The sequence below is a fragment of the Citrobacter sp. Ce119 genome (genome assembly GCF_030334525.1).
Taxonomy (GTDB): Bacteria; Pseudomonadota; Gammaproteobacteria; order Enterobacterales; family Enterobacteriaceae; genus Citrobacter; species Citrobacter europaeus.
The window spans coordinates 552,678-577,409 of sequence record NZ_JAOWDR010000047.1; the positions used below are offsets into that span (position 1 = coordinate 552,678).

General features: G+C 54.7%; 24 protein-coding genes. 11 read left to right on the top strand and 13 right to left on the bottom strand.

Annotated features, from left to right (window positions below):
* The first annotated feature begins 166 nt into the window (after positions 1-166).
* Entirely contained in the window at positions 167-997 is an 831-nt protein-coding gene (nadE, locus tag OGV80_RS11375; RefSeq protein ID WP_043016607.1) for an NAD(+) synthase, read from the top strand.
* Between the two features lie 105 nt (positions 998-1,102).
* Positions 1,103-2,017, top strand: a complete 915-nt coding sequence (gene cho, locus OGV80_RS11380) for an excinuclease Cho (protein WP_087053182.1) — start codon at positions 1,103-1,105, stop codon at positions 2,015-2,017.
* Here cho and ves read toward each other — a convergent pair.
* The 7 genes from ves to astC all read right to left on the bottom strand — a co-directional run bounded on the left by ves (position 1,977) and on the right by astC (position 9,758).
* The gene (gene ves / locus OGV80_RS11385) at positions 1,977-2,552 is read right to left on the bottom strand and encodes an environmental stress-induced protein Ves (protein ID WP_003030626.1); all 576 of its coding nucleotides are present in this window, start codon (positions 2,550-2,552) and stop codon (positions 1,977-1,979) included. The two genes, cho and ves, sit on opposite strands and share 41 nt — an antisense overlap.
* A gap of 347 nt (positions 2,553-2,899) precedes the next feature.
* A complete protein-coding gene (spy, locus tag OGV80_RS11390) occupies positions 2,900-3,385 on the bottom strand; it encodes an ATP-independent periplasmic protein-refolding chaperone Spy (protein ID WP_003030629.1) in 486 nt (161 codons plus the stop codon).
* Between the two features lie 348 nt (positions 3,386-3,733).
* Positions 3,734-4,699, bottom strand: a complete 966-nt coding sequence (gene astE, locus OGV80_RS11395; RefSeq protein WP_087053181.1) for a succinylglutamate desuccinylase — start codon at positions 4,697-4,699, stop codon at positions 3,734-3,736.
* The gene (gene astB / locus OGV80_RS11400) at positions 4,692-6,035 is read right to left on the bottom strand and encodes an N-succinylarginine dihydrolase (RefSeq protein WP_286514920.1); all 1,344 of its coding nucleotides are present in this window, start codon (positions 6,033-6,035) and stop codon (positions 4,692-4,694) included. The genes astE and astB overlap by 8 nt, the downstream gene beginning before the upstream one ends.
* Positions 6,032-7,510, bottom strand: coding sequence for a succinylglutamate-semialdehyde dehydrogenase (gene astD / locus OGV80_RS11405; RefSeq protein WP_043016612.1), 1,479 nt, complete (start codon positions 7,508-7,510; stop codon positions 6,032-6,034). The genes astB and astD overlap by 4 nt, the downstream gene beginning before the upstream one ends.
* Positions 7,507-8,541, bottom strand: coding sequence for an arginine N-succinyltransferase (astA, locus tag OGV80_RS11410; RefSeq protein ID WP_043016613.1), 1,035 nt, complete (start codon positions 8,539-8,541; stop codon positions 7,507-7,509). The genes astD and astA overlap by 4 nt, the downstream gene beginning before the upstream one ends.
* Positions 8,538-9,758, bottom strand: coding sequence for a succinylornithine/acetylornithine transaminase (gene astC / locus OGV80_RS11415; protein WP_003840894.1), 1,221 nt, complete (start codon positions 9,756-9,758; stop codon positions 8,538-8,540). Before astC ends, astA begins: the two co-directional genes overlap by 4 nt.
* A gap of 444 nt (positions 9,759-10,202) precedes the next feature.
* Here astC and xthA point away from each other — a divergent pair, with 444 nt between their 5' ends.
* The 7 genes from xthA to OGV80_RS11450 all read left to right on the top strand — a co-directional run bounded on the left by xthA (position 10,203) and on the right by OGV80_RS11450 (position 17,332).
* Positions 10,203-11,009, top strand: coding sequence for an exodeoxyribonuclease III (xthA, locus tag OGV80_RS11420; protein WP_043016615.1), 807 nt, complete (start codon positions 10,203-10,205; stop codon positions 11,007-11,009).
* Between the two features lie 223 nt (positions 11,010-11,232).
* On the top strand, positions 11,233-11,898 hold the full coding sequence (locus OGV80_RS11425) for a TVP38/TMEM64 family protein (protein ID WP_167373451.1): 666 nt from the start codon (positions 11,233-11,235) through the stop codon (positions 11,896-11,898).
* Positions 11,886-12,596, top strand: a complete 711-nt coding sequence (locus tag OGV80_RS11430; RefSeq protein ID WP_087053179.1) for a TVP38/TMEM64 family protein — start codon at positions 11,886-11,888, stop codon at positions 12,594-12,596. The genes OGV80_RS11425 and OGV80_RS11430 overlap by 13 nt, the downstream gene beginning before the upstream one ends.
* 31 nt (positions 12,597-12,627) lie before the next feature.
* Positions 12,628-13,797, top strand: a complete 1,170-nt coding sequence (locus OGV80_RS11435) for an ABC transporter substrate-binding protein (RefSeq protein ID WP_087053178.1) — start codon at positions 12,628-12,630, stop codon at positions 13,795-13,797.
* Positions 13,770-15,305: an ABC transporter permease family protein gene (locus OGV80_RS11440; RefSeq protein ID WP_087053177.1), complete on the top strand. Its 1,536-nt coding sequence runs from the start codon at positions 13,770-13,772 to the stop codon at positions 15,303-15,305. The genes OGV80_RS11435 and OGV80_RS11440 overlap by 28 nt, the downstream gene beginning before the upstream one ends.
* Positions 15,305-15,937 (top strand): ATP-binding cassette domain-containing protein, encoded by a 633-nt coding sequence (locus OGV80_RS11445; RefSeq protein WP_047411753.1) that lies wholly within the window; start codon positions 15,305-15,307, stop codon positions 15,935-15,937. Before OGV80_RS11440 ends, OGV80_RS11445 begins: the two co-directional genes overlap by 1 nt.
* A gap of 87 nt (positions 15,938-16,024) precedes the next feature.
* Positions 16,025-17,332: a sulfurtransferase gene (locus tag OGV80_RS11450; protein ID WP_087053176.1), complete on the top strand. Its 1,308-nt coding sequence runs from the start codon at positions 16,025-16,027 to the stop codon at positions 17,330-17,332.
* 44 nt (positions 17,333-17,376) lie between these two features.
* Here OGV80_RS11450 and OGV80_RS11455 read toward each other — a convergent pair whose 3' ends face one another.
* Together OGV80_RS11455 and OGV80_RS11460 are read right to left on the bottom strand one after the other, a co-directional pair.
* A complete protein-coding gene (locus OGV80_RS11455) occupies positions 17,377-18,000 on the bottom strand; it encodes a CDP-alcohol phosphatidyltransferase family protein (RefSeq protein ID WP_087053175.1) in 624 nt (207 codons plus the stop codon).
* Positions 17,993-18,562, bottom strand: a complete 570-nt coding sequence (locus OGV80_RS11460; RefSeq protein ID WP_043016624.1) for a carboxymuconolactone decarboxylase family protein — start codon at positions 18,560-18,562, stop codon at positions 17,993-17,995. The genes OGV80_RS11455 and OGV80_RS11460 overlap by 8 nt, the downstream gene beginning before the upstream one ends.
* 79 nt (positions 18,563-18,641) lie before the next feature.
* Between OGV80_RS11460 and OGV80_RS11465 the strand changes: the two genes are divergently transcribed.
* Positions 18,642-19,055 carry a pyrimidine (deoxy)nucleoside triphosphate diphosphatase gene (locus OGV80_RS11465; protein ID WP_087053174.1) on the top strand — a complete coding sequence of 138 codons (414 nt, stop codon included), beginning with the start codon at positions 18,642-18,644 and terminating at the stop codon, positions 19,053-19,055.
* Here the strand turns inward: OGV80_RS11465 and OGV80_RS11470 are convergent.
* Positions 19,015-19,290 (bottom strand): YnjH family protein, encoded by a 276-nt coding sequence (locus OGV80_RS11470; RefSeq protein ID WP_043016626.1) that lies wholly within the window; start codon positions 19,288-19,290, stop codon positions 19,015-19,017. The genes OGV80_RS11465 and OGV80_RS11470 overlap by 41 nt on opposite strands.
* A gap of 237 nt (positions 19,291-19,527) precedes the next feature.
* On the opposite strand from OGV80_RS11470, the gene gdhA reads away from it, so the two are divergent.
* Positions 19,528-20,871 carry an NADP-specific glutamate dehydrogenase gene (gdhA, locus tag OGV80_RS11475; protein WP_003832501.1) on the top strand — a complete coding sequence of 448 codons (1,344 nt, stop codon included), beginning with the start codon at positions 19,528-19,530 and terminating at the stop codon, positions 20,869-20,871.
* A gap of 89 nt (positions 20,872-20,960) precedes the next feature.
* Here the strand turns inward: gdhA and topB are convergent, their stop codons facing one another.
* The 3 genes from topB to OGV80_RS11490 form a co-directional block, all read right to left on the bottom strand.
* A complete protein-coding gene (gene topB / locus OGV80_RS11480) occupies positions 20,961-22,907 on the bottom strand; it encodes a DNA topoisomerase III (RefSeq protein WP_043016627.1) in 1,947 nt (648 codons plus the stop codon).
* Between the two features lie 4 nt (positions 22,908-22,911).
* Positions 22,912-23,955, bottom strand: coding sequence for a selenide, water dikinase SelD (gene selD / locus OGV80_RS11485; RefSeq protein WP_286514929.1), 1,044 nt, complete (start codon positions 23,953-23,955; stop codon positions 22,912-22,914).
* A 116-nt stretch (positions 23,956-24,071) separates the two neighbouring features.
* A complete protein-coding gene (locus OGV80_RS11490; RefSeq protein ID WP_047411778.1) occupies positions 24,072-24,623 on the bottom strand; it encodes an NAD(P)H nitroreductase in 552 nt (183 codons plus the stop codon).
* Positions 24,624-24,732 lie beyond the last annotated feature (109 nt).

Below are 24,732 nucleotides of genomic sequence, written 5' to 3' on the forward strand. Positions count from 1 at the left end.
GACCGGGGAGAACGAGCGCAGCCAACGCACATGCAACTTGAAGTATGACGGGTATATTAAAACAAAATACTGCGATATCAGGCTCGGATCCCTTGTCGTTTGGGCCTCAACGCGTTAGCTTTAACACATAATTTTTTTGATCATTTTTATTTTAGGAGGGGGTTAAATGACTCTGCAGCAAGAGATAATTCAGGCGCTTGGCGCAAAACCGCACATCAATGCAGAAGAAGAAATTCGCCGCAGCGTGGATTTCCTGAAATCCTATCTGCAGACCTACCCCTTTCTGAAATCGCTGGTGTTGGGAATTAGCGGCGGACAAGACTCGACGCTCGCTGGAAAACTGTGTCAGATGGCGATATCCGAGCTTCGCAACGAAACGGGGAATGACGCGTTGCAGTTTATTGCCGTGCGCCTACCGTATGGCGTTCAGGCCGATGAACAGGACTGTCAGGATGCCATCGCCTTCATTCAACCGGACCGCGTGCTCACTGTTAATATCAAGGGCGCGGTGCTGGCCAGCGAGCAGGCCCTGCGTGAGGCGGGTATTGAGCTGAGCGATTTTGTGCGTGGCAATGAAAAAGCCCGTGAGCGCATGAAGGCACAATACAGCATCGCCGGCATGACCAGCGGCGTTGTCGTGGGTACCGATCATGCAGCGGAAGCCATCACCGGATTTTTCACTAAATACGGCGATGGCGGCACCGACATTAACCCTCTATTCCGTCTGAACAAACGCCAGGGTAAACAGTTGCTTGCGGCGCTGGGCTGCCCGGAGCATTTATATAAGAAAGCGCCAACCGCCGATCTTGAAGACGATCGTCCTTCTCTGCCAGATGAAGCCGCTTTGGGCGTCACCTACGACAACATCGACGATTATCTGGAAGGAAAAGCGCTGGCTGCCGACGTCGCGAAAAAGATTGAAGGCTGGTACGTAAAAACTGAGCACAAACGCCGTCCACCGATCACCGTGTTTGATGATTTCTGGAAAAAAGCGTAACCCTTTTCTCTTCATAATGCCGGATAGCGCCAGTATTGACGAAATCCGGCATTAGCCTGCTGACCTCATGCCGCTTTTTTAATCGCCTTCAAGCTGCTACACTGGATGAATAACCAGCATCCGGAGTCAACAGTGGTACAGCGTCAATCAGCCCCTCGCCTGTCATTTGAGGCAGCGGCAATCTATGAATATCCCGAACACCTGCGCCCATTTTTGAGTGAGCTTCCCACCGCGCCCGGCGTCTATCTGTTTCACAGTGATAGCGACACCATGCCGCTTTATATTGGTAAAAGCGTCAATATTCGCAGCCGCGTGCTGGCGCATCTACGTACCGCAGACGAAGCGGCCATGCTACGTCAGGCCAAACGCATTAGCTGGATTTGTACGGCCGGAGAAATTGGCGCCCTGCTGCTGGAAGCACGGCTTATCAAAGAACAGCAGCCGTTGTTTAACAAACGACTGCGACGCAATCGTCAACTTTGTGCCTTGCAGCTTACCGAGCGGACTGTTCAGGTTGTCTACGCACGAGATATTGATTTCTCCCACGCCCCCAATCTGTTTGGTCTGTTTGCTAATCGCCGCGCGGCGCTACAGACGCTGCAAAGTCTCGCCGATGAACAAAAGCTGTGCTACGGCCTGTTGGGTCTGGAACCCCTGAGTCGCGGGCGCGCCTGTTTTCGCTCCGCGCTTAAACGCTGTGCCGGAGCCTGCTGTGGGAAGGAAAGCCCTGAAGCGCATCATTTGCGTCTGGTAGAAGCACTGGAAAGAGTGCGCGTGATCTGCTGGCCATGGAGCAATGCCATTGCGCTGCAGGAAACGCGCGCTGAAATGACTCAGTACCATATCATCAATAACTGGCTGTGGCTGGGGGCCGTTTCTACGCTGGATGAAGCGGCAACACTGGCGCGTATGCCGGCCGGCTTTGACCATGATGGCTATAAAATTCTCTGCCGGCCTGTTCTGTCTGGTCAATATGACATTATTGAACTGCGTCCGGAGAATGCCCCGGCATCCAGTTAATCTCACTAAACAGCAGTTTCCCCTCACGCTCCAGCAGTCGTAATGTGTGTTTACCGTCGTGCCAGCTTGCACCCTGATCGGCCGTCAACAGCTTATCGCCCAGTTGCCAGGCGCCGCTGATAACGAACACCACACCGCCGCGCGAACCAAAGGTCGTAAAGGTGCGATCGGCCACCCTGACTTTCGCCTGGCAGACATCCCGTCGGGTCATGATATTAAAATCCATCGACATCTGCCCTTCCGTCAGCTTCGCTTTTACCACCTTGTCACCGGCAAAGGTAAAAGGCTGATGCTGTTTCAGGGTATGCGTGAAGGTGTTCGACTCTTCCAGGGTCACTTCTCCGCCTTCCAGCAGGGTAATCACGCGTTCTACACCGGGAAAAAGAGAAAACTCACCGTTTGCTGCGATGGAGGCGATACTCGCCCGCCAGTGAAAATCTCGTGTTGCTGGTGGAAAACAGCAAATTTCACGCGTTTCTCCCGCACCATTTCGCCACAGATTGACCGGCATTTTGCGGATATCAAAGTATTCCATCATCCCTCCAGAAAGGCGCAGCACGGCAGCCCGCCATAACAGGCAGCCATAAATCATCATTGTTTTGTTCACCCTGCAGATTATTGTTATCGGCAGCAGAGTTGATTTGCCTTAGCGATGAACCCGGTGTTTTGCAAAAAAATTAGCGCCTTCCAGGTGGAATTTTCGCGGGCTTCAGGAGAATAACGCGTCACAAGCGCGGTGCAAGAGGCGGTAAAGAAAAAACCGCCGATCCTGCCCACCTCGTTAAACGTGTTGTGGACAAGAGCGGCGGTCTTGAGTTTGGTTTCACACTGCGCGGCAATCAGCACACACAGCGTGAATGATTTAGTGTAGACGCTGAACGATTACTCAGCAGCTTGCGGCATTTTACCTTTCTGCGCTGCACGTTCTGTCAGACGCTTCTCAAAATTGGCATTAAACTGCTTTTTCTGTTCCGGCGTCAGGATGTTGTAAATCTTGTTCTGGGTTTCCATATGCGCCAGCATATTGGCTTTGCGCTGTTCTTCCATCTTCGCAATTTGCGCTTCTGCTTTTGCTTTATCGAAGCTATCGCTGGCAATGATGTCGTGCATTGCGCGGCGCTCTTCCAGCGGTGGACGTTTCATCTGATCGCGCTGACCTTTCATGATTTCGCGAATCTGCTGTTTCTGTGCGTCGGTCAGGTTCAGGTCTTTGAACATCATGTCATGATGCGGGGCGAATTTGCCGTTGTGGTGCATCATCGGTTTGGCATCCGCTGGCGCAGCTGTTGTCGTGTCAGCGGCGTGTGCCAGGTTAGCAGCGCCCAGCGCCAGGGTAGAGGCAACAAACAGAGCAGTCAGTTTACGCATAATTTCTATCCTTTCTTTCAGTTATTTTTACGACACTCATGCGACTCTTATGCAATGTGATGTCGTGTTGACGAGATTAACTTTACCGGCTTAAGCGTCAATTAATCAGAGCAACGGTAAAACAGTGAAAGTGTAAAAAACAAACTTTCATCAATTATGGAGAAAAAAAGAATTAATTGCGCAGACTTGCAATGAAAAATTACAACAGGATGATTTTGAAGGGATTATGAAGAACTATACCTGAACCCTGATTATTAAGAAAGCAATTCACCAGGAATAATCTGTAATAAATAAAAACAGCACGCAAAATATGCCCTTAAGGATAAACCTGCAGGGCAAATATATTCGTCACAATTTTTCCAGCATCAATCCGGCTCGTAAACCGCAGGCCACGTTAGGGTTCGGAAAGAGAACGTATTCAACATCATGGGTGACGATAAAACGTTCATCCCCGTCCTGCGCAAGCAAAGTTCCCTCTTTAAAAGGGGTAAAATTGAGCGTCTGGTTATCCATATGGAGAATGAAATCATCGCTACGCCGCGTTATTTGCGACACCACGCGGTAACGCAGCGGGGATGTTTCTCCGCAAGCCATTCGCTCGCCCCGCAGCAGCTTCGCCAGCGCATCTGACGTCTGCGAAAACTGGGCCAGATCGTTTTGTCCAAACGGTAGCGCTTTACCCAGCTCCAGCGTACAGGCCAGCGCGCCAAAATGTTCGGCGCTAAAATGGGTAAACGTGCCGCCAGGTGTCTGATGGAAAACCAGCGCCTCCAGCCCTGCATCACCCAGCCATCCCAGAAAATCTTCGTCCCAGGCAACGTTGCGTTGTGGCAACACGCCAAAGCGCAGATGCTGTGACCCGCGGATCGCGGTGTGCAGATCCAGATGCCAGCGTACTGGCTCTTTTGCCCGCGAATAGAAATCTTCCAGACACAGCTCAAGCTCGTGGGCGCGGTGCGTTTCTTCACTCGCGGCAAAAATCTGCCAACGACCGCCAAACATCCGGTTAAGGTCACTATGGCAATAACGTTTTCCCGCTGCCAGCGCCTGCGGGTTTCCCAGAATCACCAGCAGCCGCCATGTCAGTGCCAGCTCGCCGCTAAACAGCCTGGAAAGCAATGATTCGAGAATCTCTACCGGGGCCGTTTCATTGCCATGGATCCCCGCAGACAGCACCAGAGACTGTTCAACGGGTGCATTCGGCGTCAGTTCCAGAATCCCGCGCCCCACCCACTGCCAGGTAAAACCATGTGCTGTGCCCTGGATTTGCTCGGGGATTTTCCCGTTAAGCGTTTGGGTCAGAAAATTATCCATGACTGGTCCTCTCCTGCTGGAAAGGATACACAGAGCCGAGATTGAGCAATTGCGTCAGCGTATCCAGCGCTTCACGCCCCTCGCGCAACAGCTGCGGGTCGGCAAGATCCGCGGCGGTAAGACGATCGCGGTAGTAACGGTCAACCCAGTTATTCAACGTGTTAAACAGCGTGTCGTTCATGATAACCGCCGGGTTCACCACCTGCAGCTCTTGTGGGGTAAGCACCACTCTCAGGCGCAAACATGCCGGACCGCCGCCGTTGGACATACTTTCGCGCAGGTCGAATACCCGCAGGTCATCGATCGGATTGTCTTCCTCAAGCAGACGGTTCAAATACCGCCACACGCCCGCATGCTCCCGACATTCCTGCGGCAGGACGAACATCATCGAACCGTCATCCCGGCTGAGTAACTGACTGTTAAACAGATAGGTAGTGACCGCATCCTGCACCGACACTTCCGCAGCCGGAACTTCCAGCGGAGTAAATCCAGCCACCTGGCTGCGTAACTGCTCTAACAACGCCTGCTGTCTGACAAATGCCTGTTGATGACAAAACAGCACCTGACGATTCGATACCGCAATCACATCGTTATGAAACACGCCGAGATCGATGACGTCCGGGTTTTGCTGGGCAAAAATGCGCTGATGCGGGTTAACCTGATTCAGTCGTGCGACCGCTTCGCTGGCCTCACGGGATTGCCTCGCCGGATAGCGCTTCGGCTGGGAGGCATTCCCTTCTTCACGACCGTAAACGAATAGCTGTACGCCAGGGTCACCGTAATCTCCACTGAGGCGGTTATGGTTTGCCGCCCCTTCATCACCGAAAAGCGCAACCTGAGGCAACGCGCCGTGGACCGCAAAGCTATGCTCATCACGGAAAATTGCCCGTAACAATGCTTCGGTAGTTGGCGCTTCCAGCGAACGGTGGAACTTATTATTCAGATTCGCCACTGTCAGATGTACTTTCCCGTCCAGCGAATCTGCCGAAGGGCAGACCGTTGCCGCATTCGCTACCCACATAGGCGATGCGGAGCTGGCGCAGGAAAGCCAGTGAGGCGCCTGACGCGCCACCTTCTCCAGCACCTGTTCGTCACTGCCGTGAAACCCCAACTGACGCAATACCGGAATATAAGGCCGTTCGTGGGGAGGGATCACCGCCTGGGGAAATCCCGCATCCGCCAGCGCTTTCATCTTTAGCAGACCCTGTTTCGCCGCCAGACGCGGGTTCGACACCTGAAAACGATGTTTGGTTGAGGCCTCATTACCAAATGACAGCCCCGCATAATGGTGGGTCAGTCCCACCAGACCATCAAAATTTACCTCACGGGCTTTCATAGCTTGTCCTCGCGAGAAAAATCCAGTCCGGGGCTAAGCGCCGTTGGCAGCGTTAAGGCAGGTGATTCCAGACTTGCCATCGGCCAGGCGCAATAATCTGCGGCATACCACGCGCTCGCGCGATGGTTCCCGGACGCGCCAACCCCGCCAAACGGCGCTGTGCTCGCCGCGCCAGTTAACGGCTTATTCCAGTTGACGATCCCAGCCCGCGCCTCCAGCAGCAATTGGTCAAACTGGCTGCGATCGGGTGACACCAGGCCGCATGACAGCCCAAAACGGGTGTTGTTCGCCATACGAATCGCATCATCAAAGCTGTCATAACGCCAGACGCCGAGCAGCGGACCAAAAACCTCTTCATCAGGTACGTTTCCTGCCCCGGTCAGTTCGATAATACCAGGGGTCAGCAGTGACGTTCCGGCTTTCACCAGACGTGGCGCCAGCAGCGTACGGCCACCCAATGACTCCAGGCGCTGCCAGGCATCATAGACGTGCTGCGCGGCCTGTTCGGAAATCAGTCCGCCAAGAAACGGCTGCGGTTGTGCATCCCAGTTGCCGGGCATTAAACGCTGGCTGACCTCCACCAGACGCGCCAGGAACGCATCCCCCTGCGCGCCTTTTTTAACTAACAGGCGGCGGGCGCAGGTACAACGCTGTCCGGCGGTAACAAACGCGGATTGAATCGTCAGATGCACCGCGGCATCAATATCTTGCGGATTCTCAATAATCAGCGGGTTGTTGCCCCCCATTTCCAGGGCAAGGATTTTTTCCGGCTGGCCGGATAGCTGTCGATGCAGTTGATAACCGGTATTGGCACTGCCGGTAAACAGCAGACCATCAAGATCTTCCTGCGCGCTCAGCGCCTGCCCCGTTTCGCGTCCACCCTGCACCAGGTTCAGCACGCCCGGCGGCAATCCCGCCAGCTCCCACAGCTTTGTCACGGCTTCGCCGGTCCACGGCGTCAGCTCGCTGGGTTTGAAAATCAACGTATTGCCTGCCAGCAGTGCCGGAACAATATGACCATTGGGTAAATGGCCGGGGAAGTTATACGGGCCAAATACCGCCAGTACGCCGTGCGGGCGATGGCGCAACGTTGCCGCGCCATCCGGTAACTCGCTGTGCTGCTCTCCGGTACGGGCATGATAAGCTTTCACGGAGATAGCTATTTTATTGATCATCGCCGTCAGTTCAGTCGCGGCTTCCCAATGAGGTTTGCCGGTTTCCCGGGCGATAATCTGGGTCAGCTCGGCTTTATTGCTTTCCAGCAATGAAGCAAACTTTTCAACAATAGTCTGACGGGCGCTAAAGGGCTGTTTAGCCCAACCGGTAAAGGCTGCGCGCGCGGCCCGACATGCCTGTGCTACCTGAGTTGCATCGGCATCATTGCCCTGCCACAGCGCATCACCGCTTACCGGATTGGTTTTCACCCGACGCTCACCCTGCCCGGTCACCCAGTCGCCGTTTATCCATAATGTCATGCTGTTTTCTCCTCTGCACAAAGACGCACAAAACGTACATGGTCGCCCGCATGGCATTTCAGGGCGTCCAGTTGCGCCGCCGTCAGTACCAGACGCTGAGTATCCGGGTCGGCACGAACCAACATGACGCGGAAGTTTTGATAATTTTCATTGGCAACCAGACAAGCTGGATAATCGCCCGGCGCAGGCTGCCCTTCAGCCACCTCCACCAGTCGGCTTTTACGGATAGCCCGCACCCGGTCAATATCACATTCCAGGGTCGGCCCGCCGTCGAAAATATCGACATAGTTACGGTAGCGAAACCCTTCTTTCTCCAGCACTGCCCGAGCAGGAGCCGTTTGCGGATGTACCTGACCAATCACGCTTTGCGCTTCATCAGACAAGAAATGGGTATAAATCGGATGCTTAGGCATCAGTTCAGCAATGAATGCTTTTTGCCCGGTTCCGCAGAGAAAATCCGCCCGGCTAAACTCCATCGAGAAAAATCGTTTGCCGAGGCTTTGCCAGAACGGAGAGTAGCCATGCTCATCGATCACGCCGCGCATCTCGGCCACGACTTTCTCATTGAATCGATCGCGAAAGGCCGCCATAAACATAAAACGCGACTTCGACAGCAAATAACCGTTGCCCTCTTTACGCCAGTCCGGATCGAGAAACAGAGTGCAAAGTTCGCTACTGCCCGTATGATCGTTACTCAGAAACAGCGTCGGCAGCGCGTTGTATACGTTCAGCTCTTTCGACGCGTGCACCAGAGTACCGACCCGGTAGTTGTACCAGGGGTCGTTAAGCCCCACCGCCACCTCGATGGCGCAAATCCCCGCCACGGTTCCGCTGGCGCTGTCTTCCAGCACAAACACATATCCTTGCTCACTTTTTGGCAACTCACCGCGCCAGGTTTGTAGCGAACGTTCGATACGCGCCATTAGCGTAGCTTCATTCGCCGGTAGCGAAGTCAATCCGCCGCCGGTCTTACTGGCAAGCTGCATCAACGCAGTGATATCCGCGCGTTCAATGGGACGAATCACCATCATGATGAACCTCCTGCTTTAATGCGTTCGCAGGCCAGCGCAAAGCGATCCAGCCCGGTGGCGACCTCTTCTTCGCTGACGTTTAACGCAGGGGCAAAACGCACCACGTTAGCACCAGCAATCAGTACCATCACCCCGGCAACGGCCGCTTCTTGCGAGATAAGTTTCGCTTTCCCGGCAAATTCCGCGTTCAGCACGCAGCCGATCAGCAGTCCGAGTCCACGAATTTCACTAAACAGTCCAAAACGTTCGTTAATGGCGTTAATACGCTCCACAAACCAGTCGTGGCGCTGTTTCACTCCGTTGAGCACTTCCGGCGTGTTAACAATTTCCAGCAGTTTGCCCGCCACCGCCGTGGCCAGCGGGTTTCCGCCGTACGTTGTACCGTGCGTACCGACCGTCATCACGCTGGCACAATGCTCTGTCGCCAGCAGTGCGCCGATGGGGAAACCACCGCCCAGCGCTTTTGCTGTCGTCAGTAGATCCGGCGTAACGCCATAATGCATATAGGCATACAGTTCTCCGGTACGGCCAACGCCGGTCTGAACTTCATCAAATATCAGCAGTGCATTATGGCGATCGCATAATTCACGCAGCCCCTGTAAAAAGGCATTCGTTGCCGGCACCACGCCGCCTTCACCCTGCACCGGCTCCACGATAACCGCGCAGGTGGTGTCATCAATCAGTTGGCTGGCAGAGTCGAGATCGTTGTATACGGCATGACGGATATCCGGCGGCAGCGGTGCGAAATCCTGTGAATAGGCAGGCTGTCCTCCGGCGCTGACGGTAAAGAGCGTGCGGCCATGGAAAGCATTTTTAAACGCTACAATGCCGCTCTTCTGGCTGCCAAAACGATCGTGAGCATATTTACGCGCCAGTTTTAGTGCCGCTTCATTGGCCTCTGCGCCAGAGTTACAGAAGAAAATGCGCTCGGCGAAGGTGGCGTCAATTAACTTTTTCGCCAGACGCAGCACCGGCTCGTTGGTGTAGCCATTTCCCGTATGCCAGAATTTGCTCGCCTGGTCATTTAATGCCTCGCGCAATGCCGGATGGGCGTGACCCAGCGCGTTAACCGCAATGCCTCCCGCGAAATCGATATACTCTTTGCCCTGCTGGTCCCACAGACGTGAACCTTCACCACGCACCGGAATAAAAGGGGCCGGAGCGTATACGGGCATCATCCATTCATCAAAATTTTCACGCGTAATTGACAGAGACATAGCGACCTCAACGGTAAATAAAAAGTTATCTGTATGTTAATAAATATAGTGTTTGCGGTGTAAATGTAGATTGCAGGGTTCGTGCCAGCCAGCGAAAAAAGTGCATAAACAGAGGTTGGTAACGGAATATCAACAGGTTACAACGTGGCGATATTCACTATATGTGCATATAAAGTGAATATGTTTGCGCATCCGGCGACTAAACAGAGGAAAAAACGCAGTTTTATTCAGTCGCCAAATATAATTCTGAAATTGTGATCGTATACGAAATTTATCGGAAATTATTGCCCTATTCCGACGCGCTTCGCGCCAAAACGGTGCAGTTTTTGCTCCATCGTTAACGCCATTAGCAATCATTGTTGGAATCAGGTGACAAGAAGCAGTCAGCCTGCGGAAATTCTGCTACCATCCTTGCACTATTCATCTTGCAAAGTGGCAGCGACTATGAAATTTGTCTCTTTTAATATCAACGGCCTGCGCGCCCGTCCCCATCAACTGGCAGCCATTGTCGAAAAACACCAACCGGATGTTATTGGCTTACAGGAGACAAAGGTCCACGACGATATGTTCCCTCTCGAAGAGGTAGCAAAGCTCGGTTACAACGTCTTTTATCATGGACAGAAAGGTCATTACGGCGTGGCGCTGTTAACGAAAGAAACGCCAATCGCGGTGCGTCGTGGCTTCCCGGGCGATGGCGAGGAAGCGCAGCGTCGTATCATCATGGCGGAAATTCCATCCCCGCTGGGCAGCATCACGGTGATCAACGGCTATTTCCCGCAGGGCGAAAGCCGTGACCATGAAACTAAATTCCCGGCCAAAGCCGCGTTTTATCAGAACCTACAAAACTATCTGGAGACAGAACTGAAACGCGACAATCCGGTGTTGATCATGGGCGATATGAATATCAGCCCTACCGACCTCGATATCGGCATCGGCGAAGAGAACCGTAAACGCTGGCTGCGGACCGGTAAATGTTCCTTCCTGCCGGAAGAGCGCGAGTGGATGGAGCGCCTGCTGGGCTGGGGTCTGGTAGATACCTATCGCCACGCTTATCCTGAAAAGAACGACCAGTTCTCGTGGTTTGATTACCGCTCAAAAGGCTTTGACGATAACCGTGGCCTGCGTATCGATCTTCTGCTGGCGAGCAACCCACTGGCGGAGCGCTGCGAAGAAACCGGCATCGACTATGAAATTCGCAGCATGGAAAAACCGTCCGATCATGCGCCTGTATGGGCTAAATTCCGCGTCTGACCTTCTTCGTCTTTTCACTCTCCGGGCCCGGCCTGGAGAGTCTGTTTATTCTGTGCAAAATCAATAAAGCGACGGTAATACATTGTTACGGCCGGGAATTTATTATATCTTCCCGCGCACTTTTCGCTGACGAAAATGCTGCATTGCACTCGGTTTTACAGGAGAACCCCCATGAAAAAGAAGTTCGCATAAAGCAGAATACCGGCTGCTGATTGTCGCGGTCCTGTTCTGCGTTCTGACGGGAGTTTTCCATCATTATGGTCTGACCGACCTGATAACCAATTTCCATCATTTACGAGACGTCATCCGCCAAAGCGGTATGTTCGGCTATACGCTTTATATCCTGTTGTTTATTGTTGCTGCGCTGTGTCTGATCCCAGGCAGTATCCTGGTGATCGTCGGCGGGGTGCTATTTGGTCCCGTGACAGGAACGCTCATCTCGTTAGTGGCGGCAACCGTTGCCTCGGCGCTGTCGTTTTTGCTGGCTCGCTGGCTTGGTCGGGATCTACTGCAAAAATACGTTGGGCACACAGCGACGTTTCAGGCTATCGAAAAAGGCATTGCCCATAGCGGAGTAGACTTTCTGATCCTGACCCGGCTCGTGCCGCTGTTCCCCTATAACATTCAAAACTACGCTTATGGGCTGACGGCGATTCCGTTCTGGTCATTTACCGTGATATCTGCGGTAACCACCTTGCCCGGCATCTTCATTTATACGCTGATGTCGCACGAACTGGCCAGCGAAGGGATTAGCTGGGCATTTATCGGTACGCTCAGCATTGCGGGGCTGGTGTTATTCGCCCTTGTTCAGGCCGCCAAAGCCTGGGCTAGGTATAAGCATATCGATCCATCGTCCCGGCATGAGTGCGCGGGTAAATGTTCAAAATGAATACACCGCGGCTGACACGCTATTACCGGGTAAGCTTGCTTGCTCTGCTGCTGCTCGCGCTAATCGCATGGGCGTGGATACCAGGCGTGAGCGACTTTCTCCACGCCAGCCTGGCGGCGTTTGCTACGCTCGATCAGCATGCTGTTGAGAACTTCATTCGTTCTTACGGAACCCAGGCCGCGGTGGTGTCGTTCTTCCTGATGATCCTGCAGGCCATCGTCGCGCCCCTTCCTGCCTTTGTTATTACGTTTGCCAATGCCTCACTGTTTGGCGCATTTTGGGGCGGCGTACTGTCCTGGAGCAGCGCGATGGTGGGTGCGGCGCTGTGCTTTTTTATTGCCCGCGTTTTAGGTCGCGGCGCGGTGGAAAAACTGACCGGAAAAACGGTGCTAAACAGCATGGACGCTTTTTTCGAGCGCTATGGCAAGCATACAATTTTGGTCTGTCGCCTGTTACCTTTTGTGCCCTTCGACCCGGTAAGTTATGCAGCAGGCCTGACCTCGATTCGCTTTCGCCATTTTTTCATCGCCACCGGCATCGGACAATTACCTGCCACTATCGTCTATTCGTGGGCGGGTAGCCTGTTAACCGGCGGCACATTTTGGTTTGTTACCGGCCTGTTCATTCTGTTCGCCCTGAGCGTAGTGATATCCGTGGCGAGAAGCCTTTATCTTGAGCATCAACGGAAAAAAACCTGAGACTTCCCCCATTTTTAGCAATGGAGATATTATGCGTTACTGCTTATTGTGCCTGAGTTTGTTGCTCTGCCCGCTGGCGACGTTTGCCCAGGACGCCACCTGGCAGCAAATCAAAAAAGATGCCCGCGGTCAGACGGTGTGGTTCAACGCCTGGGGTGGCGACAATGCAGTTAATCAGTATCTCGACTGGGTTAGCGGTGAGATGAAAACGCACTACGCCATTAACCTAAAAATCGTGCGCCTGGCGGATGCTGCCGACGCCGTAAAACGCATTCAGACGGAAGCGACATCCGGGCGAAAAACCGGTGGCTCTGTCGATTTACTGTGGGTTAACGGCGAAAACTTCCGTACGCTGAAAGAAGCCGGACTGCTGCAAACTCAGTGGGCGCAAACGCTGCCTAACTGGCGCTATGTTGATACCCAAAAACCGGTGACGGAAGATTTCTCCGTTCCAACGGAGGGGGCTGAATCACCGTGGGGCGGCGCCCAGCTAACCTTTATTGCCAGGCGCGACCTCACCGCGCAGCCGCCGCAATCCCCGCAGGCGCTTCTGGAGTTCGCGCAGGCGCACCCCGGTACCGTGACCTATCCGCGCCCGCCAGATTTTACCGGAACAGCGTTTCTTGAGCAGTTGTTACTATCGCTCACCACCAAACCGCAAGCGTTGAAAATCGCTCCCGATGCAACCACCTTCGCCGACGTTACTGCCCCGTTATGGCACTATCTTGATGCGTTGCACCCTGTACTCTGGCGCGAAGGCAAAGACTTTCCGCCCACGCCTGCGCGAATGGATGCGCTGCTTAATAGTGGCGTTCTGCGTTTCTCAATAACCTTTAACCCTGCCCACGCACAGCAAAAAGTGGCCAGCGGCGAATTGCCCAAAAGCAGCTATAGTTTTGGTTTCTCACAGGGCATGCTCGGCAACGTGCATTTTGTCACCATTCCGGCGAATGCGCGCGCCAGCGCCGGAGCGAAAGTCGTGGCAAACTACCTGCTTTCGCCCGAAGCGCAACTGCGCAAAGCCGACCCGACTGTCTGGGGGGATCCTTCGGTGCTTGATCCACAAAAATTACCTGTCGAACAGCGTAATGCGCTGCTGGCACGGATCCCGCAAGGACTCCCTGCCGTACTGCCAGAACCGCATGCAGCCTGGGTAAACGCTCTGGAACAAGAATGGCTACGCCGCTACGGTACGCATTAATACTGCTACTCTGGGCCATTATGGCGGCAGTATATCTGCCGCTGGCGCCAGCGGCATTGTCGCTGATAGCACCGGCGCTTAACACCGCACACTGGCTGGCGTTAGTCACCGATCCTCAATTCCCGCAGGCGTTACTGGCAACGCTGGTTTCCGTAATCCTCGCGGCTGGCGGCGCGCTGCTCATCGCTCTGCTGGCAATCCTCGCCCTGTGGCCCGGCGCTGGCTGGGTACGTCTGTATACGCGTCTTCCCTGGCTGCTGGCAATTCCGCACGTTGCCTTTGCCACCAGCGTGCTGTTAGTTTTTGCCGAAGGCGGCCTGCTCTGGCAATGGCTTGCGTTTTTCAGCCCCCAGCCGGATCGCTACGGCATTGGACTTGGCGTGACGCTGGCCGTGAAAGAGAGCGCCTTTTTGTTATGGATCCTCTCGGCCCTGCTAAGTGAAAAACAACTTTCGCAGCAGGTTATCGTGCTGGATTCGCTGGGTTACAGCCGACTGCAATGCCTGAAGTGGCTGGTTCTGCCCGCTATCGCCCCGGCGTTGGGCAAAGCTATGCTGGCGATTGTCGCCTGGTCACTCTCCGTTGTGGATGTGGCAATCGTTCTTGGCCCCGGCAATCCGCCAACGCTTGCCGTATTGAGCTGGCAATGGCTCAGTCAGGGCGATGTTGAACAGCAGGCTAAAGGTGCGCTCGCCAGCCTGCTGCTGGTGTTGTTACTTCTCATTATTGCGCTGGCGGGTTATTTGTTCTGGCGCATCTGGCGACGCACTATTCCGGCAGTCAACGGTGAACGCCTGCGTTTTTCATCCGCTACGGCCGCACGCCCGCTGGTACAGCTTTTACCCCTGAGCGGTGTGGTATGTGCGCTGGTGCTGGCGCTTCTCGCCAACTATTCCTCGCTAAACAGCGAGGCGCTCAGCAACAGCCTGCAACTGGGACTCCTTTCCAGCGTGCTGGCGCTGCTGATACTGTTTGCCTGGCTGGAATGGGGTCCACAAACCGGACACCGCTGGGTCTGGCTACCGCTCATTTTGCCTGCGCTGCCGCTGGTGACCGGACAGTACCTGTTGGCATTATATGGCGGACAGGATGGGCTGATGACGACCATTGTATGGAGCCACCTGCTGTGGGTGATGCCATGGATGCTGTTTGTTCTCAAACCGGCGTGGCAACGCATTGATCCGCGATTGATTTTGATTGCACAAACGCTGGGCTGGACGCGGGGGCGGATATTCTGGCAGGTGAAATGCCCACTGCTAGTGCGCCCGGCGCTGATTGCCTTCGCGGTAGGATTCTCAGTCAGTATTGCCCAGTATATGCCGACGCTGTGGTTAGGTGCCGGACGCTATCCGACGCTGACCACCGAAGCGGTGGCATTAAGCAGCGGTGGTAGCACCGCGATTCTGGCGACCCAGGCATTATGGCAGCTTCTGTTACCACTGTTAGTTTTCGCACTCACGGCGTTTCTCGCTGCGTGGATTGGCCGCTTTCGACAAGGACTCCGCTAATGCTTACCGTACGAGACGTTTCGTTGTACCAGGGCGCGACAGCGCTGGTGAAGGACGTTAATTTTCAGGTAAATAAAAGTGACATTGTCACTATTATGGGGCCTTCCGGCAGCGGAAAGTCTTCGCTATTTTCGTGGATGATCGGAGCGCTGTCTCCTCAGTTTCAGGCGTCAGGCGAACTGTGGCTCAACGAACGACGCATTGACACCCTGCCTACCGCGCAGCGCCAGATTGGCATCCTGTTCCAGGATGCGCTGCTGTTTGACCATTTCAGCGTTGGGCAGAATTTACTGCTGGCCTTACCCGCCAGCCTGCAAGGTCCCGCCAGGCGTCATGAGGTAGAAAGCGCCCTCGCTCGCGCGGACCTGTCAGGATTTTATTCACGCGATCCGGCTTCGCTCTCCGGTGGGCAGCGTTCGCGCGTCGCCCTGCTTCGCGCGCTGCTGGCGCAGCCTCAGGCGCTGTTACTCGATGAACCCTTTAGCAGGCTGGATGCGTCACTGCGCGATACCTTTCGCCAGTGGGTCTTCACTGAAGTCCGTAAGCTGGGTATACCGGTGGTCCAGGTTACCCATGACGCGCAGGACGTTCCGCCCGCAGGCCGTGTATTACAGATGGAAAGCTGGGCGTGAATGTAGCGATATGCTGCGTTAACGCAAGGTTTTTACTTCACTGGCGGCACAGAATGTCGTCCTCTTTTTTCAACGTCGGGCTATTCGATGAAACGTGTTTCTCAAATGACCGCGCTGGCACTGGCTTTAGGGCTCGCTTGCGCTTCATCCTGGGCTGCTGAAACAGCACAAACGCTCACCCTCAACCAGTTACAGCAAAAGCAAGGCGCGGCGATCGATACCCGTCAGAGCGCTTTTTACAACGGCTGGCCGCAGTCGCTCAATGGTCCTTCAGGACACGAACCTTCCGCGCTGAACCTGTCTGCCGCCTGGCTCGACACGATGAATGATGCACAACTCAGCGCCTGGGTTAAGTCACATCAGCTGAAAACCGACGCGCCGGTGGCGCTGTATGGCAGCGATAGCGACATGCAGGCCGTCAAATCCCGCCTGCAGAAAGTCGGCTTTAGCCATATCTCAACCCTCAGCGATGCGTTTACGGACCCTGCCCGTCTGCAACGTCTGCCGCACTTCGAACAACTGGTTTACCCGCAGTGGCTGCACGACCTGCAGCAGGGTAAAGACGTGACTGCCAAACCGACCGGTGACTGGAAAGTGATTGAAGCCGCCTGGGGCGCGCCGAAGTTGTATCTGCTGAGCCATATCCCCGGTGCGGGCTATATTGATACCAACGAAGTCGAAAGCGAACCACTGTGGAATAAAGTTTCCGACGAGCAGCTCAAAGCGATGCTGGCGAAACACGGTATCCGCCACGACACCACGGTGATTTTATATGGACGCGATGTTTATGCCGCCGCGCGCGTGGCGCAAATTATGCTGTACGCAGGCGTGAAAGATGTTCGTCTACTCGACGGCGGCTGGCAAACCTGGTCCGACTCAGGTTTACCGGTCGAACGTGGTACTCCGCCGACGGTGAAGCCAGAACCTGATTTCGGCGTGAAAATTCCTGCCCAGCCGCAGTTGATGCTGGATATGGAACAGGCTCGCGGCCTGCTGCATCGACAGGATGCGTCGTTGGTGAGCATTCGTTCATGGCCGGAGTTTATCGGTACTACCAGCGGCTATAGCTACATCAAGCCAAAAGGTGAGATCGCAGGCGCACGCTGGGGCCACGCAGGCAGCGATTCCACGCATATGGAAGATTTCCATAATCCGGATGGCACCATGCGCAGCGCGGATGACATCGCCGCCATGTGGAAACAGTGGAATATCACGCCAGACCAGCAGGTTTCTTTCTACTGCGGCACCGGCTGGCGTGCTTCAGAAACGTTTATGTATGCCCGCGCGATGGGCTGGAAAAACGTCTCTGTTTACGACGGCGGCTGGTATGAGTGGAGCAGTAATCCGAAAAACCCGGTCGCCCGCGGTGAACGGGGTCCGGACGCCAGCAAGTAAAATGGTCACGATTGCCGGATAAGCGCATCCGGCAACGCAATACATTACGCCTGACGCTGAACCGCTTTCAGCGTCAGATACCCGCTCCAGATCCGGGTGAACGTCGTCATCCAGCACAGCGCGCCAAAGATCCACGCCAGCACGGCAAAATATTCCGGGAACAGACATCCCACCACAAACAGCAAAATCGTCTCGGTTCCTTCGGTCAGCCCACCCAGATAATAAAACGATTTATGCGCGTAGCCAGGGTTATCTATCTGATGCTTAGCCGCCAGCGCGGCGAAGGCGAGAAAGCTGCTGCCGGTGCCAATAAACGCGAACAGCAGCCAGCCGCCTGCCAGCGCATTTTGCGCCGGTGCGGCAAGAATAAAACCAAACGGCACTAAAGCGTAAAACAGAAAATCAAGCGAGATATCGAGAAATCCTCCCGCATCGGTAAGCCCTCTACGCCGAGCCAGCGCCCCATCCAGCCCATCAAACAGCCGATTGAGCACAATGGCCACCAGCGCCGCCAGATACCAGCCTAGCGCCAGAAATGGCAACGCCAGCACACCAATGGCAAAACCGACAAGCGTAAGTCCGTCCGGAGTAATCGCGGGTTTATCAATGACCCCCACGCAGCGATGCAAAAGCGGTTTTAATCGCGGGTGAAGATGACGGTCAAGCATGCGGGCGTCCTTTATAACTGTCGCACAGTCCCTGGGAGGGGATATCGAGTGCGGCATTAAAACGCGCCGAGAGATTTTGAAACGCAATCAGCGCGGTCATTTCAGTGATGGCGGTATCGGTAAAATACTGCTTCATCTGCGCTTTCAGCGCATCGTCAACCTGTGGAGGCGTTGCGGTCACCGCATCCGCATAGGCCAGCGCTACGCGCTCTTCTGCACTGAACAGCGTCGATTCTTGCCAGTTGGCAACCTGCAAGACTTTATCCAGCGCGCCGCAGCGTTCAGCCAGCCGTAAACTGTTGGCATCAACGCAGAAAGCGCAGTGGCACACCTGAGATACGCGGGTCATTAGCAATGCGCGCATCACCGGCGTTAAGCGCGCCTTTTTACGCTCCAGAAATCCAACAAACAGCGCTACCAGCCAGAACAGAAATGGCATCCGCCCCCACCAGCGCGTGGGATGCAGCACATCGCCATAATGCTTTTTCTGCGTCGCAACGAGCGGTTTTAAACTGAAAGGGATACGCGTTAACGGTTTTACCCACGACTGAGGATCGTTCAACGGTTGCTCCTGAATACTTTAGATAAAACGAAGATAACGATAGTATGTCACTTTCTGCCGTTAGATCTTGATGAATATAATGAAAACCCTCGACGTGGTCGCCGCTATCATAGAACGTGATGGCAAAATTTTACTGGCTCAACGTCCGCAGCATGCGGATCAGTCAGGTATGTGGGAGTTTGCCGGCGGTAAGGTTGAGTCTGGCGAAAGTCAGCCCGAGGCGCTGGTCCGTGAACTGCGTGAAGAGTTGGGCATCGAGGCGGTCGTTGGGCACTACATTGCCAGCCATCAACGCGAGGTTTCAGGCCGACTGATTCACTTACATGCCTGGCATGTGCCGTCATATCAGGGAGAACTGAAGGCGTATGAGCATCAGGATATCGTCTGGTGTTCACCCGAAGAGGCGCTGCGTTATCCGCTGGCACCTGCCGATATCCCGTTGTTAGAAGCGTTTATCCTTTTACGCGCCGCCAGACCAGCGGATTCGTGCTGATCGTTTTATCATCACGCTGGCACTGCAACAGAACGCCATCCGCCTTAATCACCGCCCCTTCTGAGTAGTTTTGATCCTGATAAATACAGCACTGACTACAGGGTTGCGCCCGCTGACCGCTGGAACTGAATACTTCCGGCGGCACATTCACCTGCACGTCCGGGCGATAAAGCTGATTTGCCAGCGTCGCGCTGGACATTATTGCCAACGCTCCTGCCACGATTAAACGGCGCATATTCTTTCCTTTTTGACTGACAGTTATGCTCAGTATAACGGTATAAATCGGCAGAAACTTTAGCCCCTTCCGTCATCGTTTTTGGTTATGACCCGCGGCGCAATATTAATTTACTTAGCGGGGTTAATTTTTTCTTGCGTCCCGTCACACTGCTGATGTTATAGTCAAAAACTGCAAAACACTTAACACAAAAATCAAAAATATAACCATATCAATACATAAGAGGTTCTTATATCTATGGATCAGACATGTTCTCTGGAGTCATTCCTTAACCATGTGCAAAAGCGCGACCCGAATCAGACCGAGTTCGCGCAAGCCGTTCGTGAGGTAATGACGACACTGTGGCCCTTCCTCGAACAAAACCCACGTTATCGTCAGATGTCATTGCTGGAACGTCTGGTTGAACCGGAGCGCGTGATCCAGTTCCGCGTAGTCTGGCTGGACGATCGCAATCAGGTACAGGTTAACCGCGCGTGGCGTGTGCAGTTCAGCTCCGCCATTGGCCCGTACAAAGGCGGTATGCGTTTTCACCCTTCCGTGAATCTGTCGATCCTGAAATTCCTTGGCTTCGAGCAGACGTTTAAGAACGCCCTCACCACGTTACCAATGGGCGGTGGTAAAGGCGGGAGCGATTTCGATCCGAAAGGGAAAAGCGAAGGCGAAATCATGCGCTTCTGCCAGGCGCTGATGACCGAACTGTTCCGCCATTTAGGCCCCGATACCGACGTTCCGGCGGGCGATATCGGGGTGGGCGGTCGTGAAGTCGGCTTTATGGCCGGGATGATGAAAAAACTGTCCAACAACAGCGCCTGTGTCTTTACCGGTAAAGGTCTCTCTTTTGGCGGCAGCCTGATTCGCCCGGAAGCCACCGGCTACGGCCTTGTGTACTTCACCGAAGCAATGCTGAAACGCCATGGTCTGGGCTTTGAAGGCATGCGCGTAGCGGTCTCTGGTTCCGGTAACGTGGCGCAATTCGCCATTGAAAAAGCTATGGAGTTTGGCGCCCGCGTCGTTACCGCCTCCGATTCCAGCGGTACCGTGGTTGACGAAAGCGGCTTTACCAAAGAAAAACTGGCGCGTCTGTGCGCGATCAAAGACAGCCGTGACGGTCGCGTGGCGGATTACGCTCGTGAGTTTGGCCTGACCTATCTGGAAGGCAAACAGCCGTGGTCGGTTCCGGTTGATATCGCCCTGCCGTGCGCCACTCAGAACGAACTGGATGTCGATGCGGCGCGCGTGCTGATCGCCAACGGTGTGAAAGCTGTCGCCGAAGGGGCCAACATGCCGACCACCATCGAAGCCACCGACCTGTTCCTCGAAGCGGGCGTCCTGTTCGCACCGGGTAAAGCAGCCAACGCCGGTGGCGTAGCGACATCTGGTCTGGAAATGGCGCAAAACGCCGCTCGTCTGGGCTGGAAGGCGGAGAAAGTGGATGCGCGTCTGCATCACATCATGCTGGATATTCACCATGCCTGCGTCGAGTATGGCGGCGAAAGCAAGCAAACCAACTACGTACGTGGCGCCAACATCGCGGGATTCGTGAAAGTTGCCGACGCGATGTTGGGCCAGGGTGTGATTTAATATTGTCTCTGTAGATCCGTAGGCCGGATAAGGCGCGAGTGCCGCATCCGGCAAAGCCTGATGGCGCTACGCTTATCAGGCCTACAGACTTACACGCCTGCCTCTTCGGATGGCGGGCTTTTTTTCGCCGTACGTTTACGCGGCGCGCTCTTTTTCTTATCGCCACCACTACCGCCCGGAGCGGCAATGCCACGGAAGCGTCGTACCGGCGTGCTGCGCGCCTGATCGATAAGCTGATACAGCGTTCCCACCAACGGCTGCATGAAGTCCTGATAACGACACTGCTTTTCACTGATTTGGGTCAGGATAGATTCCCAGTGCGCGGTCATGTCCGGACGCGTCGCCATTTCGGGCAGCGAGTGAAACAGCGCTTTTCCCGCGTCGGTAGAATGGATATAACGCCCTTTTTTTACCAGGAATCCGCGTTTAAACAGCAGCTCGATAATCCCGGCGCGCGTCGCTTCCGTTCCTAATCCATCCGTGGCACGCAGGATCTTTTTCAGATCTTTATCCTGCACAAAGCGCGCAATCCCGGTCATCGCTGACAGCAGCGTGGCATCAGTAAAGTGCCGCGGGGGCTGGGTCTGACGTTCAACCACTTCGCCTTTTTCGCACAGCAGCTCATCGTCTTTTGCCACCACCGGCAGCGGCGTCCCGTCGTTATCTTCATCGCGCTCTTTGTTGCCAAGCAGCGTGCGCCATCCGGCCTCCGCCAGAAAACGCGCTTTGGCGACAAACTTTCCTTTGGCGATATCCAACTCAATAACGCACTTCCTGAAGACCGCGTCCGCACAGAACTGCATCAGATACTGACGGGCAATCAGGTTGTAAATTTTCGCTTCGTTATCGTTCAGGTTGATGGACGAACTGCGTGCGGTAGGAATGATGGCGTGGTGCGCATCCACTTTTTTATCGTCCCAGCAGCGGTTTCGCGTATCAGGATTGACCGCTGGTTGCGGGAGCAAATCGGGGGCATGAACGCTAATCGCGTTCAACACCGCGTGACGTCCGGCAAAGTGTTCTTCCGGCAAATAACGGCTATCCGAACGCGGATAGGTAATCAGCTTATGGGTTTCATACAGCTTCTGGCAGATATCCAGAACGTTTTGCGCACTTAAGCCGAAGCGTTTCGCCGCTTCAATCTGCAACGCCGACAGCGAAAACGGCAGCGGCGCAGATTCTGATTCCCGTTTATCGTTATAACTGGTGACTATCGCCGGCTGGCCGTTAATGCGGTTTACCACGTGTTCAGCCAGGGTACGATTCAGCAAGCGCCCTTCTTCATCCTGATACGGCTCACACGCTTCGCTCGGTTGCCAGATAGCGGTAAATCGCTCATCGGCAGGCGTCACGATATGCGCTTTTACCTCGAAGAAATCTTTGGCGACGAAGTTTTCAATCTCTTCATCGCGACGCACAACCAGGCCGAGCACCGGCGTTTGTACGCGCCCGACCGAAAGTACGCCCTGATAGCCCGCGTTACGCCCAAGAATGGTGTAAGCGCGCGTCATATTGATACCGTACAGCCAGTCCGCCCGCGCCCGCGCCAGTGCCGACACGCACAGCGGAATGAACTCACTGTTGGCGCGCAGGCGCTCAATAGCCCGCTCGACGGCCTGCGGGTTGAGGTCGTTAATCAGGCAGCGTTGCACCTGCTGGCGCTTTTCAGGGGCCAGTTGCAGGTAATCAAGTACCTCATCCACCAGCAGTTGTCCTTCACGGTCGGGGTCACCTGCGTGAATGACTTCGCTGGCCTCATGTAAAAAGCGCTTAATGACATTGAGCTGTTTGGTCACCGAGGGACGCGGCTGCAGTTGCCACTTTTCCGGGACAATCGGCAGATCGACCAGACTCCAGCGAGCATAGCGACTGTCGTAGGCATCTGGCTGCGCCTGCTCAAGCAGGTGACCAATGCACCAGGTCACCACTTGTCCGTTTCCGCATTCAATAAAACCGTCACCTTTGCGATGCGGCTTCGGCAGCACATCGGCGATAGCGCGCGCCAGACTCGGTTTTTCGGCAATAAACAACCGCATCGAGTTAACGGATCTCAACCATGGCGCGACCGCCACGAGCTTCCACTAACTCACCAATCGCGGTGAGGTCGATGCCAAACTGCGCTGCCGCCGCTTTCACTTCGGCTTCAGCTTCCGGCGTTACCGCCAGCAGCAGACCACCAGAAGTTTGCGGATCGCAGAGCAGATCGCGTACCGGCTGCGGCATTTCACCCATCAGGTGTCCGTAGCTGGCAAAGTTACGCTGGGTTCCGCCCGGCACCGCGCCCTGCGCGATGTATTCTTCAACGCCAGGAAGCTTAGGAATATCCTGGTAGACGATCTGCGCCTGAACGCCCGCGCCCTGACACATCTCGCTCAGATGTCCCAGCAGACCAAAACCGGTAACGTCGGTCATGGCTTTCACGCCGTCGATATCGGCGAATGCCGCCCCTGCAATGTTCATCCGGCACATCACTTCCGTCGCCAGTCCTTTGTGTTCGTCTTTCAGCAGCGATTTTTTCTCTGCGGTAGTCAGGACGCCAATACCCAGCGGCTTGGTCAGGAACAACTTACATCCGGCCTCGGCGGTGCTGTTTTTCTTCACGCGTTCGGTCGGCACAATGCCGGTTACCGCAAGGCCAAAGATAGGTTCTGGGGCATCGATAGAGTGGCCGCCCGCCAGCGCAATACCCGCCTGACGGCAGGCAAAGCGTCCGCCTTCGGTAACTTCGCGAGCGATTTCCGGGGCCAGCTTATCCAGCGGCCAGCCCAGAATAGCAATTGCCATAATCGGTTTGCCGCCCATTGCGAAAATATCGCTGATGGCGTTAGTCGCAGCGATGCGGCCAAAATCAAACGGATTATCGACAATCGGCATAAAGAAATCGGTGGTGCTGATAACGCTGGTGCCGTTCCCCAGATCGTATACGGCCGCGTCGTCTCGGGTTTCATTACCCACCAGTAAGTTCGGATCAACAAACTTCGCCTGCTCGCTGTGCAGAATGGTTTCCAGCACTTTTGGGGAAATTTTACAACCGCAACCGGCTCCGTGGCTGTATTGCGTTAAACGAATAGCTTGCTCGCTCATGGACATCTCCTGTCATTGCAATCCGGATATGGTAGCGCTCATTCCATGATGTGGTAAGAGTGACTGTCTGAATTCGGGTGTCTTTGCTCATTATCCAGACAGTTTTGCCGTTGATATCAGAAATAACGGACGAATGCGCTCGGATCGGCAAGGTTAACCGTCGTGGACGCTTTGAGCTGGGGTGTGCCCAGATAGAGAAAACCAACGATTTTATCCTGCGGGCGACAGTCAAACGCGTCACGAACGACCGCACTTTCGGTTAATGCGCCGCTGCGCCAGATACCACCAAAGCCCTGCGCAATTGCAGCCATCTGCATGGCCATCACCGCACAACCGGCAGACATTTCCTGTTCCCATAACGGAACCTTGTCGTTTTCTTCACATTTCGCCACCACGGTAATAATCAGCGGCGCGCGAAACGGTGCGCTGCGCGCTTTTTCCTGGGCTTTCTCATCGCTGCCTGCGGCAATCGCGCCTTTTTCCAGCACATCACTAAAGCGTTCACGTCCCTCGCCCTCAATAACAAAGAACTGCCACGGTTGCAGCGTTTTGTGGTCCGGCGCGCGCATTCCCGCCCGTAGAATATTTTGCAGTTGCTCTCCAGCCGGGGCCGGATCGACGAGACGAGAGGCGCTACGACGGGTCATAAGTAATTCGAGTGCATCCATTTGCTTAACTCCAACAATGAGATTTGTTCACAAAATTAACACGTGAGCGGATTTTGTTACAGCACAGGCGGTGATTCCTGCTGACAAGTGCCTGTCGGGTCATTACGAT